General features: G+C 69.0%; 13 protein-coding genes and 1 pseudogene. 6 read left to right on the top strand and 8 right to left on the bottom strand.

From position 1 onward, the window contains the following. The coding region (locus ACU6RU_RS04255; protein ID WP_446725980.1) for a DEAD/DEAH box helicase at positions 1 to 1582 on the top strand (1582 nt) is incomplete at its 5' end. A 438-nt stretch (positions 1583 to 2020) separates the two neighbouring features. On the opposite strand, the gene ACU6RU_RS04250 is transcribed toward ACU6RU_RS04255, so the two are convergent. Genes ACU6RU_RS04250 through ACU6RU_RS04240 form a run of 3 tightly spaced genes read right to left on the bottom strand, consistent with a single transcriptional unit; the run spans position 2021 to position 5471 of the window. Then, positions 2021 to 3085 carry an Rv2578c family radical SAM protein gene (locus tag ACU6RU_RS04250; RefSeq protein WP_289330653.1) on the bottom strand — a complete coding sequence of 355 codons (1065 nt, stop codon included), beginning with the start codon at positions 3083 to 3085 and terminating at the stop codon, positions 2021 to 2023. 31 nt (positions 3086 to 3116) lie between these two features. Then, positions 3117 to 4289, bottom strand: coding sequence for a hypothetical protein (locus tag ACU6RU_RS04245; protein ID WP_446725979.1), 1173 nt, complete (start codon positions 4287 to 4289; stop codon positions 3117 to 3119). A 6-nt stretch (positions 4290 to 4295) separates the two neighbouring features. Beyond that, on the bottom strand, positions 4296 to 5471 hold the full coding sequence (locus ACU6RU_RS04240; RefSeq protein ID WP_289330655.1) for a glycosyltransferase: 1176 nt from the start codon (positions 5469 to 5471) through the stop codon (positions 4296 to 4298). Positions 5472 to 5615: 144 nt separating this feature from the next. Here ACU6RU_RS04240 and ACU6RU_RS04235 point away from each other — a divergent pair, with 144 nt between their 5' ends. From ACU6RU_RS04235 to ACU6RU_RS04215, 5 genes are read left to right on the top strand one after another with little or no spacing between them, the layout of a single operon-like run. Beyond that, a complete protein-coding gene (locus ACU6RU_RS04235) occupies positions 5616 to 6647 on the top strand; it encodes a Gfo/Idh/MocA family protein (protein ID WP_282501861.1) in 1032 nt (343 codons plus the stop codon). Continuing rightward, positions 6604 to 7779, top strand: coding sequence for a DegT/DnrJ/EryC1/StrS family aminotransferase (locus ACU6RU_RS04230; protein ID WP_301114284.1), 1176 nt, complete (start codon positions 6604 to 6606; stop codon positions 7777 to 7779). The genes ACU6RU_RS04235 and ACU6RU_RS04230 overlap by 44 nt, the downstream gene beginning before the upstream one ends. Then, positions 7776 to 8276, top strand: coding sequence for an NUDIX hydrolase (locus ACU6RU_RS04225; protein WP_446725978.1), 501 nt, complete (start codon positions 7776 to 7778; stop codon positions 8274 to 8276). The genes ACU6RU_RS04230 and ACU6RU_RS04225 overlap by 4 nt, the downstream gene beginning before the upstream one ends. An 11-nt stretch (positions 8277 to 8287) precedes the next feature. Further along, the gene (locus ACU6RU_RS04220) at positions 8288 to 9445 is read left to right on the top strand and encodes a hypothetical protein (protein ID WP_289330658.1); all 1158 of its coding nucleotides are present in this window, start codon (positions 8288 to 8290) and stop codon (positions 9443 to 9445) included. A gap of 50 nt (positions 9446 to 9495) precedes the next feature. Beyond that, positions 9496 to 10713: a D-alanyl-D-alanine carboxypeptidase family protein gene (locus ACU6RU_RS04215; protein ID WP_446725977.1), complete on the top strand. Its 1218-nt coding sequence runs from the start codon at positions 9496 to 9498 to the stop codon at positions 10711 to 10713. A gap of 119 nt (positions 10714 to 10832) precedes the next feature. Here the strand turns inward: ACU6RU_RS04215 and ACU6RU_RS04210 are convergent, their stop codons facing one another. The 5 genes and pseudogenes from ACU6RU_RS04210 to ACU6RU_RS04190 form a co-directional block, all read right to left on the bottom strand. Then, a complete protein-coding gene (locus tag ACU6RU_RS04210; RefSeq protein ID WP_446725976.1) occupies positions 10833 to 11411 on the bottom strand; it encodes an ECF transporter S component in 579 nt (192 codons plus the stop codon). Beyond that, entirely contained in the window at positions 11408 to 12319 is a 912-nt protein-coding gene (locus ACU6RU_RS04205) for a siderophore-interacting protein (RefSeq protein WP_446725975.1), read from the bottom strand. The genes ACU6RU_RS04210 and ACU6RU_RS04205 overlap by 4 nt, the downstream gene beginning before the upstream one ends. 115 nt (positions 12320 to 12434) lie before the next feature. Beyond that, positions 12435 to 13253, bottom strand: a complete 819-nt coding sequence (locus tag ACU6RU_RS04200; RefSeq protein WP_446725974.1) for an energy-coupling factor transporter transmembrane component T — start codon at positions 13251 to 13253, stop codon at positions 12435 to 12437. Then, a pseudogene (locus tag ACU6RU_RS04195) lies at positions 13250 to 14889 on the bottom strand (ABC transporter ATP-binding protein). Before ACU6RU_RS04195 ends, ACU6RU_RS04200 begins: the two are co-directional and overlap by 4 nt. Before the next feature lie 233 nt (positions 14890 to 15122). Further along, positions 15123 to 15665, bottom strand: a complete 543-nt coding sequence (locus ACU6RU_RS04190; RefSeq protein ID WP_120263762.1) for an ECF transporter S component — start codon at positions 15663 to 15665, stop codon at positions 15123 to 15125. Positions 15666 to 15769 lie beyond the last annotated feature (104 nt).

The raw sequence follows: 15769 nt of genomic DNA, 5'->3' as shown, positions 1-15769 counted from the left end.
GAACCGTGATGACCGTCCCCGTCGTGACTTCGGCGACCGTCCGGCTCGTTCGTTCGATGATCGTCCGCGTCGTGACTTCTCGGACCGCCCGAACCGTGATGACCGTCCCCGTCGTGACTTCGGCGACCGTCCGGCTCGTTCGTTCGATGATCGTCCGCGTCGTGACTTCTCGGACCGCCCGAACCGTGATGACCGTCCCCGCCGCGATGACCGTCCGGCTCGTTCGTTCGACGACCGCCCCCGCCGCGACGTCAGCGACCGTCCCCGCCGCGACGCCGGCGACCGGCCGAACCGGTCGGACTGGAACGCCGAGACGAAGTCGAAGGCACACCAGGATCACGTCGACACCGTCCACGAGCGCCTGCAGGCGGAGGCCGTGGATGCGGCATCCGTCGCTCAGTCGTCGTTCGCCGATCTCGGCCTCGGCGAGAACATCGTCCGTCAGCTCGACGCGCTCGGCGCGGCATCCCCGTTCCCGATTCAGGCGGCGACCATTCCGCCGATCCTCGAGGGCAAGGATGTTCTCGCTCGTGGTCGCACCGGCTCGGGCAAGACGATCGCGTTCGGCGCTCCGCTCGTCGAGTCGATCCTGCGCAGCCAGGCCGGCAAGCGTCGCGAGTTCGGACGTTCGCCGAAGGCTCTGATCCTCGCGCCGACGCGTGAGCTCGCGCTGCAGATCGACCGCACCGTCCAGGCGATCGCGCGCAGCGTCGGTCTGTTCACGACGCAGATCTACGGCGGAGTTCCGCAGGCCCGTCAGGTCGGTGCGCTCAAGAAGGGCGTCGACATCATCATCGGCACCCCCGGACGCATCGAAGACCTGCAGAACCAGGGCAAGCTCGACCTCTCGGAGGTCGGGATCGTCGTCCTCGACGAGGCGGACCACATGAGCGAGCTCGGCTTCCTCGAGCCGATGCAGCGCATCCTCCGTCTCGTGCAGGACGGCGCGCAGAAGCTGCTGTTCTCGGCCACTCTCGACCGCGAGGTCGCCGCTCTGGTCGACGAGTTCCTCGTCGAGCCCGCCGTCTACGAGGTCGCGGGCGAGAGCCAGGACACGTCGACGATCGACCACCGCGTGCTCGTCCTCGACCACCGCGACAAGGCCGAGATCCTCAACTCGCTCGTCGACCGGGATGGCAAGACCCTCGTCTTCGCGCGCACCCGTGCCTATACGGAGATGCTCGCCGAGCAGTTCGAGGATGCCGGAATCGCGGCAGTCGCGCTCCACGGTGACCTCAACCAGGGCAAGCGGACGCGCAACCTGCAGCGTCTGACCGACGGCAAGGTGCGGGTGCTCGTCGCGACGGATGTCGCAGCCCGCGGCATCCACGTCGACGACATCGATCTGGTCATCCAGGCCGACGCGCCCGACGAGTACAAGACGTATCTGCACCGTGCGGGACGCACCGGCCGTGCCGGTCGGGCGGGCGCGGTCGTCACCCTGATCACGCGTCAGCGTCGCCGTCGCATGACTGAGATGCTCGAGCGTGCCGAGATCGACGCCCCGTTCGACGATGTGCGCCCCGGCGACGACATCCTCGAAGAGGTCTCGGGCCGCCAGCTCGCGAACGTCGACGCCTGAGCTGACGCCCCGTCGACGCCCCGTCGAGCGCTGTGATCCGACGGTCGTGGCGGTCGGCGGGGCGTTTCCGTTGGGTGTGGCGTCGCGGGTGTGGCGTCGCGGGTGTGCCGTCAACAGGCTGCAAGGCCGTCTGGACCGCGGAATCGGCCCTGGATCGAGTCTGAGCCTGTTGGCGGTCCGGTCTGGCCGGCCCGCGCTCTGCCCGCGGCCGTGTGCCTAGGCCCGGCGGATTCGCCCGTACGTTGTGCCTGCGCGGTCCGACCCGTGCCGGGCGACCCGTCCCGTCTGCAGGCTGAGCAGAGGTTCGCGCCGCCTGGCGGTCTCGGATTGTGCGCTGAGCCTGACGGCGGCACGAGATGGGGCTGCGCCGACCCCGCGCGCGGGCACGGCTCCGTGGCGCCCGCGGGCTCGGAGCGGCGCCCGGGGGTCGGAACGGGCTCAGAACAGGGTCGGAGCGGATGCCGCGGCAGCGGCTCGGCCTCGTGAGGTCGTAACCACCGGTCCCGGTCGGAACCGTCGGGTGCTCGGCTGCGCCTCTTCCTCCTCGAGCCCGCCCCGAAGGCGGTGCCGCGCAAGCAGAGGCCGGACGCGCGCCGCGAGCATGCGCCGGTAGCCCTGCGGTGCCTGCACCGAGGCCCCGGGGTACAGGCCGCGGTACACCGGCACGAGGTCGGGGCGTTCACGCGCGAGCCACTGCTGGAACCAGGGTTTGACGCCCGGCCGCAGGTGCATCGCGCCGTAGACGACGCGCGCGGCACCGGCGTCCGCGATGCGGCTCAGTGCGTCATCGAGCACATCCACCGAGTCGGTGAGGTGCGGCACGATCGGCATGAGGAAGACCGTCACCCGGAATCCCGCGGCGCTGGCGGCTCGCACCGTGTCGAGGCGCGCGGCGAACGTCGGTGCACCGGGCTCGAGCACCTGCCGCAGCGGCTCGTCGAGCACCGCGATCGACATCGCGAGATCGACCGGCGCGGAACGCGCCGCGTCGGCCAGCAGCGGCAGGTCACGGCGCAGCAGCGTGCCCTTGGTCAGCACCGAGAAGGGTGTTCCGCTGTCGGCGAGGGCGGTGATGATGCCGGGCATGAGCCGGTAGCGGCCCTCCGCACGCTGATAGGGATCGGTGTTCGTGCCGAGAGCGACCTGTTCGCGCGCCCAGCTGGGTTTCGAGAGCTCGCGGCGCAGCACGTCGGCGACGTTGAGCTTGACGACGATCTGCGAGTCGAAGTCGGCACCCGCATCCAGGTCGAGGTACTCGTGCGTGCCGCGCGCGAAGCAGTAGACGCACGCGTGCGTGCAACCCCGGTACGGGTTGACCGTCCAGTCGAACGGCATCGCCGACGGGCCCGGAACCCGGTTGAGCGCCGAACGCGACATGACCTCGTGAAAGGTCACGCCCGCGAAGTCCGGCGTCGTCACCGACCGCACGAGGCCGTTGAGCGTCTCGAGGCCGGGCAACGCAGCGGAATCCGCCACGCCCATCTGCTGCCCTTGCCATCGCATGAGAAGATTCGAACAGATATTCGAAGGGTTGTCAACCGCGCTCGTCCTCGGTCGGCTTCCTCATCGCCGCCAGAGCGATGGCTAAAGCGACACAGACGCCGCACATCGCGATCGCCGCTACGAAGATGCCCTGCTGCGTTGTCGACGCAGCAAGCGGGGACACTGCTCCGATCACCGTGCCGATCTGGATCACCGCGACGTACAGCCCGGCGCCCAGGCCGGCATCCCGGCTCGCGACGCGCGAAAGCAAGACGAGCCCCACCCCCTGGAAGCCTGCGGCGAACACTGCATAGATGACCTGCGAGGCGACGAGTCCCGGGACGCCGGGGGTCAGCAAGGGAACGAGGAAAGCAACGGTGCCGGAGGCGGCGACGAACGCAAGGCAGCGCGCGGGGCCGATGCGTGCGGTCACGATCGCTAAGAGGGGGAGAACGGCGAGTTCGACGATCGCGGTGGCGGCGAAGAGAGCCGCGGCCAGTGAGGCAGGTAGCCCCGACTCGACGATATAGACGGGTAGGTAGATTCCCCGCAGAGCGTCGACGGCCTTCATGGTCCCCACCAACCCGATCGCGACGATAAGTGCGGCAATGGCGACCGACCGCGCGCCCCGGTGAGACGCCACTGGGCGGGTCGGCTCCGGTTCGAGCGTCTGGGCGAGACGGGGCGACCAACTCGCCACTGCGCCCACTGCTGTGAACGCCGCGCCGGCGAGGAGGGCGAGGGGGCCGCCGAGGCTCGCGAGCGATAGAAAAAGGAGGCCGCTGATGTAGCCGGCTACCAGAATCTGTCGCAGATCAATGACGATCGCGTCGCGGTCGGCAGGGGGTGCCTGTCGGGAGGTCCTGCCCATGATCTGCGGCAAGGTCATCGTGGTCAAGAGCATGAGTGCTCCACCTGTGTAGAGCAGGGCCGGTTCGGTGGGGTTGAACGCGATGATCGCGATGCCGAGGGCTGAGAGGGCCGTCGTGAGCCGAAGAGCCTGGGGAGGGTATTGGCGGCGCGTTATCGCTCGGAGGGCCACGGTGTTCAGCAGGACCGCCACGGCGGCGTTGAAGATGAAGAACGCAGCGATCTGGACCGAGTCGAGGCCCGCGGAGGCCAGCAGCAACGGAATGCCGACGGATGTCACTCCGTTCGCCAGCGCGGTGGCGGCGACGACCGTGTAGGCGCTTCGGTGCGCGCGAAAGCGGGATGCAGCTCTCATCGGCGTTCAGAGCTCTGGCACGGACGCCGACATGAAGAGCCGTCGGTATTCCGTGGCGAGGTCGTATCGAGCCAGTGCGGTTGAGAGCGACCGAGCCGCGGCGCGGTATGCCTCCTCCTCCGCGACGACGTGGACGGCGTCGCGGACGGTTCTCCAATCGAAGGTCGCCTCTCGAGCGTCGTGCGCCGCCCATGAGTGGATCGGCGCCGTGCCTCTGAGGACGACTCCGGCGCCGAGGTGTTCGAGTCGGTCGCCGTTCTCAGCTCGCTCGGGGCTCCCGCCGGGAGCGACCACCGATGGGACCCCGAGCTGGAGCATGGTGAGCGTTATGCCATGACCGCCATGCGTGAAGGCGACACGTGCATGACTCAGCGTGTCGGCGGGCAGCAGTGTGGATATAGCGAACGCCCCCGCCGACGCGTTTCTGAGCGCAGCGGTCTCGGCGGCGCTACCCGTGACGATATGCACTCGCTCTGCCAGTTCGCCGAACGCTCGTTCGGCAGAGCGCAGCAGCTGAGGCGTGCCGACCATGCGGTAGAGCACCACGTCCCGATCGGGTTCGGGGCCTGCGCGCCGCGCGGGCAGTGGGGACGAGACGCCTGTCAAAGGGCCGATGTATCGGGAGCCGTCGACCTCCGCGCCGAGTGCGTCAAAGGGCGGGAAGCTCGGTATGAACGTCGGGGGCCCACTGATGAGCTCCCGCAGGTCGCTCATCCGGTACGACGAGCCCATCCGCGCGAGAACGGCATGGAATGTGGCGTTGCCGCTGGTCCAGATTTCCTCCACGCCGCGCCCCGCGTAGCGGTGCTGTGGAAGGTGAATGCTCTGCAGTACGGCGGTGCAACGGACCCCTCGGCGCCAGCACGCGATCGCGAGCGTCGGTCTGCCATCGTGGATGACCACTGTCGGCTGCGTCTGATCGAGGAGACGCAAGTCTGACCTCACGCCCTCGGCGACCCGCTCCTCGATGTGCCAACCACCCCAGGAGCCGACGCGAGCTGCCCAGGGGTCGCCAAGTGTGACCGCCTCGAATCCCTCCCGAGTGACGAGGTCTTGCTGGCTGGGCGTGTCCGTCGCGATGGTGAATTCGTGCGCGCTTTCCCGGCCGGCGCGGGCTAGAGCGAGCATTCGCATGATGTGGCCGTTGCCGCTGCCCCATGGGACCAGGAGTACGCGCGCCATGAAGTTTCCTGATTTCTGTGACGATGAGTGGCCAATGCTACTCACTTTCCATCGCACGTATGCTCGTACGCTCTGGTGCCGGTGGGTGGGATGGAAGTCACCAAACTGGAATCAACGACACCGTGGTGGATTGGGGAGTGTGCTGTGACATCGACGTCAGCTGCAAAGAGAGTGGGATTCATTGGAGTGGGTGAGCAGGGGTGGAACAACCTCCTTCCCGCACTCGGGCTCGTCGACCACGTCGACTTGGTCGCTGTCTGCGACGCCGATCGAACCCGCCTCGACAGGGCCGCGCGCACGTACGGAGCGGCTGCGTACGTTGATTTCAATTCCATGCTGGATCTGGAGCAATTGGATGCCGTCGTCGTAGCGAGCCATCCGGAGGTTCACGAAGCCGTTCTACGGCGAACCATCCCATCTCGCATGCCGACGTTCATCGAGAAGCCGCCCACGCTGAGCACGACTGCCCTGCGCGATCTCGTCCAAATGAATGAAATCCACCGCACGATCACGTCAGTTGGTCTGAACTTCGGCTACAGCGAGCCGCTGCAGTTCGTTCGAGCGGCGCTGGCCGAGGAGTCGTTCGGAAGGCTCAGCTACCTCCGTGTCGCTCACATGAACAACAAGCCGGACGATGACCTGTGGACCACGGGACGACGCCTCCGGTCGTTCCTGCTCTCTCAGGTCATTCATGCGCTCGGAGTGGTCTTCGACTTCGGTCAACCGCTCGATGACGATGAGAGCATCGATACCTATGAGTCGGACGCCGGCTACCTCGTCACGCTCCGGAAACAGATGACGCGACACGGGACGCTGACGCCCTTCACCGCGGAACTGGTCGCCTCGTCGAGCTCGCCCTACTTCGACTGGTCGCTTCAAGCGGTCTCAGATCGCGGCAACTCGATCGTCGTCAACTCGTTGCTGGAGGTCGAGGTCTACAGTCACGACCAGGACCACCTCTACACTGCGTCCCCCAAGTGGTGGCGGAGTACGTGGCGGCCGAGTCCCATGTCAAGCGGCTATCGTCGGACGGGCTACGAGCGGCAGTTCACGGAGTTCATCGGCGCCATCGACGGCGCCTTGGCAGAGCACACTATCGAGAACGCGCTCCACATGTACGAGGTGATGGACCGTGTCGAGCACCAGCACACCAGGATCGGAGCGCCCGTTGCTTGAGAACCGTTACGTCAACGTCGGAGATGCTGAGCGCCAGGCGGTGCTGGCGGCGCTTGAGACCCGGCAACTCGCCGGCACCGCGGCGAGCGTGGCCGAGTACGAGGCAGCGCTTGGCAGTTACTTCGGCCGCACCGCGATCGCGGTGTCCAGCGGCACGTCTGCGTTGCATGCCCTCCTGATAACCGCGGGCATCAGTTCGGGTGACGAGGTCATTCTTCCCCCAACCGCCCCCGTGATGAGTCTTCTGCCCGTCATCGCGGTGGGCGCGGTGCCGGTGTTCGCCGACATCGAAGCGTCGACCTTCGGTCTCGACCCTCTGGCTGTCTCCGCCGTTCTATCTCCCCGTACTAAAGCGGTCGTGACCGTCCCCATGTGGGGGTACCCAGCGAATAGTTCCCGGCTGCGTCAGCTGGCGGATGATGCCGGCGTCTTCTTCATCGAGGATGTATCTCACTGCCACGGATCAGTCGAAGCGGGCGCGCGGATGGGAACGATCGGGCACGCCGCCTTTTTCAGTACTCAGGAGCGGAAGCTCATCGCGACCGGCGAGGGGGGCTTCATCCTGACCGAGCAGCCGCATCTGATCGCGGGGCTCCGTGCGGTGCGGGACTTTGGAAAGCTGCAGCAAGACGCGCCGGGCCAGCCTGGCACGGCGGGATCATACGGGCACGATTTCGGGCTGAACTTTCGTATATCGGCGCTGGGTGCGGCGCTTGGAATCCCACAACTCAATCGGCTCGACGCGAAGATCGAGGAGCGCACTCGGAATGCTCGCTTCATCACGGATGAACTTGCACGACTCGGCGTTCCGCTGCACGAATGGGAGGCGCGAGCACTCGGCATCCCCAACTACTACTCTCTCGTCCTCCGCCGTGACTCGACGGAGCTCGACATGAAAGAGGTCGGACGACGCCTCGCGGAGCGCGGCGTGATCTCGGACCTGCATCGATTCGGGGGAACCATGCTTTACGACCTACCAGCCTTCGCGGCTTACAGGACGGCCGCGTGCTCCGCAGCGGAACGCGTGTTCCGGGAGATCGTGACCGTTCCGACTCACGAAGGGTTGACTTCGACTGATCTGGAGTTGATTGTCGGCGCGGTGAGCGCCAGCGTGAACGGTGCCGCACGATGACGATCATCGATCGAACCGCGTCGTACGCAAAACAGTTCACCGTCAGTGGCTACGTGCTCAATCCCACAGCGGACCGGATACTCCTCATCCATCACAAGAAGCTCGCGAAGTGGCTTCCGCCGGGGGGTCATGTCGACGAGGACGAGACGCCCCAGGCGGCGGTCGTCAGAGAGGTGTTCGAGGAGACCGGCGTGGCAGCCGTGCTGCGCCCGCACACGGGCGTCGACCTCTCCGCGGACGGTCGTACCGAAGCTCAGCTCGACCTCCCGATCAGCATGAGCTATCAGCTCATCCCTGAGCGCCCCGGCGAACCCGCGCACATCCATATGGACATGGCCTTCGTGCTGCACACGTCGGAGCGCGGCGCCCTGACGCCCGCGGTCGGAGAGGTTCACGACGCGGGCTGGTTCTCGAGCATCGAGATCGACGAGCTCGACGCGTTCCCCTCCGTGAAGGTGATCGCGCGCGAGTTGCTCGCCTCGGCTTCCACGGAATGACAAGCGCGAGCGTGAGCGCAACGATCCCACTCAGCGAGCCCTCCGATAGCTTGTTCCCGCGACCCGTTATCTCCGTCTCGGTGATGACGCATCCGCGCCGGGCAGCGCACGCGGAAGCTCTGGCGAGCGCATTCGAAGAGTTCGCCGTGCGCGTCGTGACCGACCCCGACCCGGCCGGACGGCCGAGCACCGTCCGCACGGCGAGGGAGGCGTGGAAGCCCTTCGATCACACCGCCACCCATCACCTGGTGATTCAGGATGACGTGTTCCTCCATCCGCAGTTCGAGCCGCAGGTTATCGATGCGGTGGCCGCTCAGCCGGACGCCGTGCTCAGCTTCTTCAGCGAATGGGGCTCGTTCACCTCACACGCGATTCGCGTCGGCGCATTCATAGGGGCGGCCTGGATCCCGCAGGTCGACACCTACCTGGGCACTCAGGCCGCGCTGATGAAGGCGGGCCTCGCGCAAGAGTTCGCCGACTGGCTTCGTGGCCTTTCGTTCGAGGTCCCCGACGATCACGCTCTGTTCGAGTTCGCTCACACGCGCGGTCTCAAGCATTTCGTCAGCAATCCGAACTTGGTCGAGCACGACGTGGGCGAGAGCCTCATCGGCAACGCCTCGCAAGGTCTGCGCCGTGCCACCGTGTTTCGTGGTGTGTCTCAGGCGCCGAGGGCCTGGTGGCGGCATCAGCCGATGACGGGTCTGCGGCTCTTGCCCGCGATGCACTGGAGTCGCCCCCAGCCCATGCTCTACGCCAAGCCGCGGCGCGGCGTGGTCCGGTGGGACATACGCCCCCCGGCGAGTGCCTGGGGTGCGTTTGCCGGTGCTGTGCAGCAGCTCGTTGACGACAACCTCTCTGCCTTCGTCTCGCGACCCGGCTACGGCAAGCTTCGCGCCGCGGTGATCGTGCTCTGCGAACAGGTCGCCGTTGCATCAGCGCATCCTGGCGAACATGTTTCTGACCGCTTCGGCGAGAGCTGCGCTATCGAGGCTGCGCTGACGATGGTGCCGGGTGCGCTGCGAGTCGAGGATGGGGCGCGAGACCTCGTCACCGACACGGCGCTCATGGCAGCGGTGGGAGTGATCCTCCAGGACGTTCGGCGCACGCTCATCCCTCGGCTCGACCCGGATACCGTCTCCGCCTATTGGAGCACCTCGGCTCACGGATGAACCGCGCTGCGATCGGAACCGCACCGAACGCGTAGGGCAGGATGGGGGTCGTGGTGCACCCGACCGACTCCGAGACGCGTCGCTCGCGACGCGAGCGGTCGACGGAGGCGCGACCCCTTCCCTCGCGGCGCGAGCTGCGTGAGCGGGCCGCCGCTTCGGGGTCTGCGACCACCCGTCCGCGCGACGACCACGCACCGGCGCCGGCAGGTCGATCACCGCACAGCCGATCACCTGGGCTCGAATCGGCCGAGGCCGATGCCCTGACGGCATCCGTGCGCCTGCCGGCATCCGTCTACGTCCGCCGCCGCGCTGTCGCGGCCGTTGCCGCGCTCGCTTTCGTCGGACTCGTCGTCGGCGGCGCCGCCGGCATCACGTCGGCGCTCAGCGGATCGAATGGCGCTCCCGCCGACCCGGTCGCCGCTCTTCTCGGCGACCGCGCAGCCGTCGCGCCCAACGCGTCGTCGATTCCCGCGCCCGCGCAGTCCGGCGACGCTGCCGGGGACCAGGCCGTCGACGACGCGACGAAGGATGCCGCCGGCACGGCCGACATCTGCTCCGCGCAGGCCTTCACGCAGGCTCTGGCATCGGGATCCGACGCGGAGGTCTTCGCCGCTGCGGGCGGCGCGGAGTCTTTCCGTGCTGCCGTCGCGGCCGGTGCCGCCCCCTGCGTCGACCTGCACGAGGCGGGACGCACCTGGGTCGTCGTCAACAAGCTGAACGCGCTCGATCCGATCGACTACTGGCCTGAGCCGCAAGCGCGGGCCGAGGGTGTGGAGCGGACGAGCGGCGGGCACATGCGGGCGGACGTGGCGCTGGCGCTCGCGCAGCTCGTGGCCGCCGCGCAGGCCGAGGGTGCGGGAACGATCGGGGTCAACAGCGGCTTCCGCTCGTACGACTTCCAGGTGTCGACGTACCGCAACTACGTGGGACAGCTCGGCCAGAGCAACGCCGACCTCACGAGCGCCCGTCCCGGGCACAGCGAGCACCAGACCGGCCTCGCCGTCGATGTGGTCGCGTGCGACGGCGGGTGCGGGGCGATCGAGCAGTTCGGCGGCACCGCGCAATCCGATTGGGTCGCCGCGAACGCGCACCGCTTCGGATTCATCATCCGGTACCCCGACGGACTCACCGACACGACCGGGTACGAGTACGAGCCCTGGCACCTGCGCTACATCGGCTCCGAGCTCGCCGCCCTGTACGCCGACGGCGGCTACCGCACCCTCGAAGACTTCTTCGGGATGCCGCCCGCCCCGACCTACGCCGACTGAGCCCCCCTTCCCCGCGTCGAGTCGCCAGATAGTGCGGATGCCCGCCCCCCGCGCATCCGCACTTCGTGGCGAGTCGATGGAGGGGGACGGGGGAGAAACGGGGCGGCAGGCGGGCAGGGTCAGGCGGGCGCGCGGCGGCGGGCCAGGGTCGCGACGCCGGCGGCGCGCAGGCGGTCGCCGATCAGGATGCCGAGCCAGGTGGCCGCGAGGCAGCTCGCGATGCACAGGGCGACGAACCCGATGAGGACGGGCGTGGCCATGCTCCACAGGTCGAACGACTGCGCCGCGAAGACGGGATACGTCGCGCCGATGATCGCGGCGCCCGCGTAGTGCAGCCAGGTGTTCCAGCGCCGGTAGAGCGTCGCGAGGAACGGCAGCTCGGGAAAGAACGACCAGTACAGCATCGTCGCGACCGATCCGACGGTGAAGAACGGCGCGAGCACGAGTCCCGAGATCAGCCCGACGAGCAGCCCTGCGCCCGGCCGCTGCAGCAGCCTGAGGGCGATGACGGCGGGGAGCACCCACAGCCCCGCGATCGCGACGGTCGCGAACGGCACCGTGAGGAACAGGGTCGTCGACGCGATCCAGGCGGGCGCGAGCAACGCGCTCGCGGCGACACCGATCGCGGCGCAGGTCAGCAGGTACGCCGTCGAGACGCGTGAGGCACGCGAGGCGCGCGACCGGGGCGAGGCGCTCATGCCGACGCCCCCGATTCCGCCGAGCCCCGGCTCGCGTCGGAGGGGTCGTGCTCGTCCGTCGCCTGCGACCTCGGAGTCGGCGAACTCGCGCCCGCGCGCCAGTAGCCGACGAAGCTGATCTGCTCTTTCGGGATGCCGTGGTCGGCGATGAGCATCCGTCGGGCTGTGGTCGGCAGCGACTGCTCGCCCACGACGAATGCGTGCAGGGGATGCGCCGGCAACGTGCCTGCGCCGAGCTCGCCCAGAGCCGTCAGGGCGGCCGACCCCGGCTTCGCATGCGGCTCGCGGACGAGCCACCGCACCTCGATCCCGGGAGGGGCCTCGAAGTCGAGGACGTCGTCGCGCGAAGGAGCCTCGATGAGGGCGATGCCGGATGCCGTCTTCGGCAGCGACGCGCAGATGGAGGCCACAGCCGGTGCGCCCGTCTCGTCGGCGACGAGCAGCACCCGGTCGACTCCTCGCTCGGGGTTGAAGCGCAGCCCCTCGTCGATGATGACGACGCTCTCGCCGGCGTGAGCCTGCGACGCCCAGCGCGAGGCGGGGCCCGCGGTCGGTCCCGAGCCGTGCAGCACGAAGTCGACGTCGATCTCGGCGCCGCCCGACGGCCCCGCCGGCCGGTACGCCCGCACCGAGTAGTTGCGCATGACCGGCCGCTCGCCCTCGGGAATGCGGAGGTACTTCAGGTAGCCGAACAGCTTGTTGGCCTTCGCCGGGATGCGCTCAAGGGCCTCATCACCGCCGAGCGGCAGGAAGAGGCGGAACCACTGGTCGTAGCCGAGCGGCACGAACCGGTCGATGTCGCCGCGGCCGAACGTCACCCGCATCCAATGGGGGGTGAGACGTTCGGCGCGCAGCACGTCCAGACGCACCAGCCCGGGCGTCGCCGGCTTGACGAGGTTGCGGGTCATGCCCATCCTTTCCGGGAGTGAGATCCCCGTGCGGCCCCGTCGACTCGCCGAGAAACGTGGATGCCGGCGCTCCCGCATCCGCGATATGTGGCGAGTCGACAGGGTGCGGTCCGCATCACGCGGCCCAGGGGAAGAGAGCGAACAGGATCGCGGCCGAGACGAGCCAGAAACCCGCGACGAAGACGACGTCGCGACGCCGGAACGGCACGAGGTGCCGCTCGGTGCGGTCGCGGTGGGCGCCGAAGGCACGCGCGTCCATCGCGAGCGCGACTCGCTCAGCGTGACGGATGGCGCCGGCCAGCAGCGGGACGACGTACCCGCCCCATCGGGCGACCGCGGCGAACGGGCCGCGCCCGCCGTGTGCCCCGCGCACGCGGTGGGCCTGCCGGATGAGCTCGAGCTCGTAGCCGAAGCGCGGCACGAACCGGAACGCCGCGAGTGCCGTGTACCCGACGCGGTAGGGCACACGCAGCTGCTGGACGGTAGCGCGGACGAGATCGGGTCCGGTCGTGGTGAGCCCCGCGATGAACGCCAGTGCGGCGATCGCGCCCAGCCGCAGCCCGGTGGCCATGCCGATCTGCAACGCTCCCGCGTGCAGGCTCCAGCCGCCGAGCTGCAGGAGCACGGGTGTGTCGGCCACGCGCGACGCGTCGACCCACAGCGACATCCCCGCTCCCACCATCAGGATGCCGACGGGCACGGCGACCGCGAGCAGCAGAACGGTGCGAACCGTCCACCGCGCCCCGAGGAGAAGCACCCCGTACGCGAGTGCGAGGAGAGCGAGCGGCGTGACGAGATCGCGCGTGAAGATGAGGGCGACCATCGCGGGGAGGGGCGCCGCGAGCTTCGCCAGCGGATTGAGCCGGAACAGCAGCCGACGCGAGGCCGGTGCTGCAGCGTAGGGGTCGAGCGCGGTGCTCGTCGTCGCGCTCACCGCGCTCCCCCCGGCAGGTCGCGCAGGCGTGCGACGCCCGACAGCTCCGGGAACGCATCGAGCCCGTGCAGGGCGCGGCGAAGCGGCGGCATCCGCAGTGCAGCCGAGCGCAGCAGGTCGTCGTCACCGAGGATGTCGGCGGTCGGTCCGTCGGCGACGATGCGGCCGTCGCCGACGACGACGCAGCGCTCGGCGTACTCGCTCACCAGCTGCATGTCGTGGGTGACGACGAGGATGGTCGTGCCGTCGCGGTTGAGGTCGCGCAGCACGTGCAGCAGCTCGTCGGCGCGGGCTCGGTCCTGGCCGAACGTCGGCTCGTCGAGAGCGAGTACCGGGGCGCCGGCGATCAGGGCCGTGCCGACCGAGAGGCGGCGCTTCTGACCGCCGGAAAGCAGGAACGGATGCCGGTGGGCGTGCGCTTCGAGGCCGAAGCGGCGCAGCATCCCGTCGACGCGCTCGCGCACCTCGTCGTCGGCGATCCGCTGGCGGCGCAGACCGTGGGCGAGCTCGTCGAAGACCGTATGCGCGACGAACTGATGCTCGGGGTTCTGGAAGACGAAACCGACGCGCTCGGCGACCGTGCGGGGGTCGGCCCGGTTCGGATCGAGGCCGCCGAGGTCGATGCGCCCGCGCGGGCCGCGGACGACCCCGCGATCGCCTGGATGAGGCTCGTCTTGCCGGCCCCGTTGGCGCCGACGATCGCGACGAACTCGCCGGCTGCGACCTCGAGATCGACGTCGTGGAGCACGATCGCCCGGCCTCGGCGCAGCGTCAGATCGCGCACCGAGACCACCGGCGTCGGTGCGCGCGTCGGAGAATCGCGCGGAACTCGGACCGAATCGGAGGTCGCCTCCGACGGTGGCGTGATCGTCCGATTCTCGTCACCGGATGCCGCTGCCTCGAGCCCCGCGCGCAGCTCTTCCGGCGTCAGGGGGAGAGGCTCGAGCACATAGCCCGCCTCGCGCAGGCGCAGGGCCGCGAGGGTCGACACCGGCAGCCACACCCCGATCTCGTGCAGCTCGGCAGCCCGTTCGCGCAGCACCGCGTCGATCGGACCGTCGGCGATCGTGCGACCGTCGTGGTCGAGGACGACGACGCGGTCGGTGAACCCGATGGCGGCGTCGAGGTTGTGCTCGACGAGCAGGATCGCCCGGTCGCCCGCGGCGGCGATCTCACCGAGTGCAGCGTAAACGTCTTCGATTCCCTCGGGGTCGAGGTTCGCGGTGGGTTCGTCGAGCACGAGAAGCGGCGAGTCCATGGCGAGCGCGCACGCGATCGCGAGGCGCTGGCGGCCGCCGCCGGAGAGTCGGTCGGGGTTCTCGTGGCGTCGCTCCCAGAGCCCCATGCGGCGCAGCGCGCGCTCGCTGCGGGCGAGTACCTCGTCGACGGGCAGCCTCAGGTTCTCGGGGCCGAAGGCGACCTCGTCGAGCAGGGTGCCGGTGACCAGCTGCGCATCGGGATCTTGGAAGACCATGCCGACGCGTGTGCTGAGCCGGGGAAGCGGTGTGGTCGCGGCGTCCTCGCCCGACACGAGTACGGTGCCCTCGGTCGTCGCCGGGATCGACTGCGGGATCAGCCCGTTCAGCGTCAGGGCGACCGTGGACTTACCCGAGCCGCTCGGGCCGAGGAGCAGCACGACCTCGCCGGGCTCGATGGAGAAAGACGCGCCTCGGGTCGCCGCGGCATCCGATCCTTCGTAGGTCACGGTGAGATCGCGCACGGCGAGCAGCGGCGCGGATGCGGTCGCGGCGACCGGCGTCCCCGCCGTGGCGGCACCGGATGCAGCGGATGTCACGGGCGTCCTCGGATCGGATCGGATGCGCTTAGCTTAGCCGACCCTAACTTCGCCTCGAAAGGCGCGCGGGGTGCTCAGCGACGGGCGACGCCGGCGCGACGCAGGCCGACGCCGATCCACAGCCCGATGGCCGTCCAGGCGACGGGGCCGAGCACGGCGAGGGCGAGGTAGGCGACCTGGGCCCACAGCGGGAGAGCGCTGAGGTGCGCGGCGAAGAACACGGCGAGGGCCACGACGACGCCGATGACCAGGCCCGAGACGAAGAACCGCCAGGGCGCCCACGAGCGGTAGCGGACGAGAGCGGCGACGCCCTCCTGCAGGCCGCCGAACAGCAGGGCGGTTCCCAGGAACTGGAACGTGTAGGGCGGCGCGACGGCAGCGGATGCGAGCGCCGCGATCAGGTGCGTGATGAGCGCGACCCAAGGCAGGCGCAGCGTCTCCTGCGCCACGATTCCGGGCAGTACGTGGATGCCGAGGAGGAAGCCGTAGACGATCGGCAGGCCCGTGATGACGGGAACCGCGAGCCATCCCTCGATGCCGCCGAGCAGGCCGGTGGCGACCCCGATGGCAGCGCAGACGAGCAGGACGCGCGTCGAAAGGCGGGATGCCGTGGCCACCTGCCCAGCCTATGGGACGGGTGGCGCGGGGCTCCCCTCCCGGCCGTGAGAAATGGCTCGGTCACCTCAACGCTCCCGTGACCTGAATGAAAGCCGAGGGTTCC

It is taken from the genome of Microbacterium sp. F1-18 (assembly GCF_052921305.1).
The sequence above is the reverse complement of the archived record's forward strand: the minus strand, read 5'-3'. Positions and strand labels throughout refer to the sequence as shown.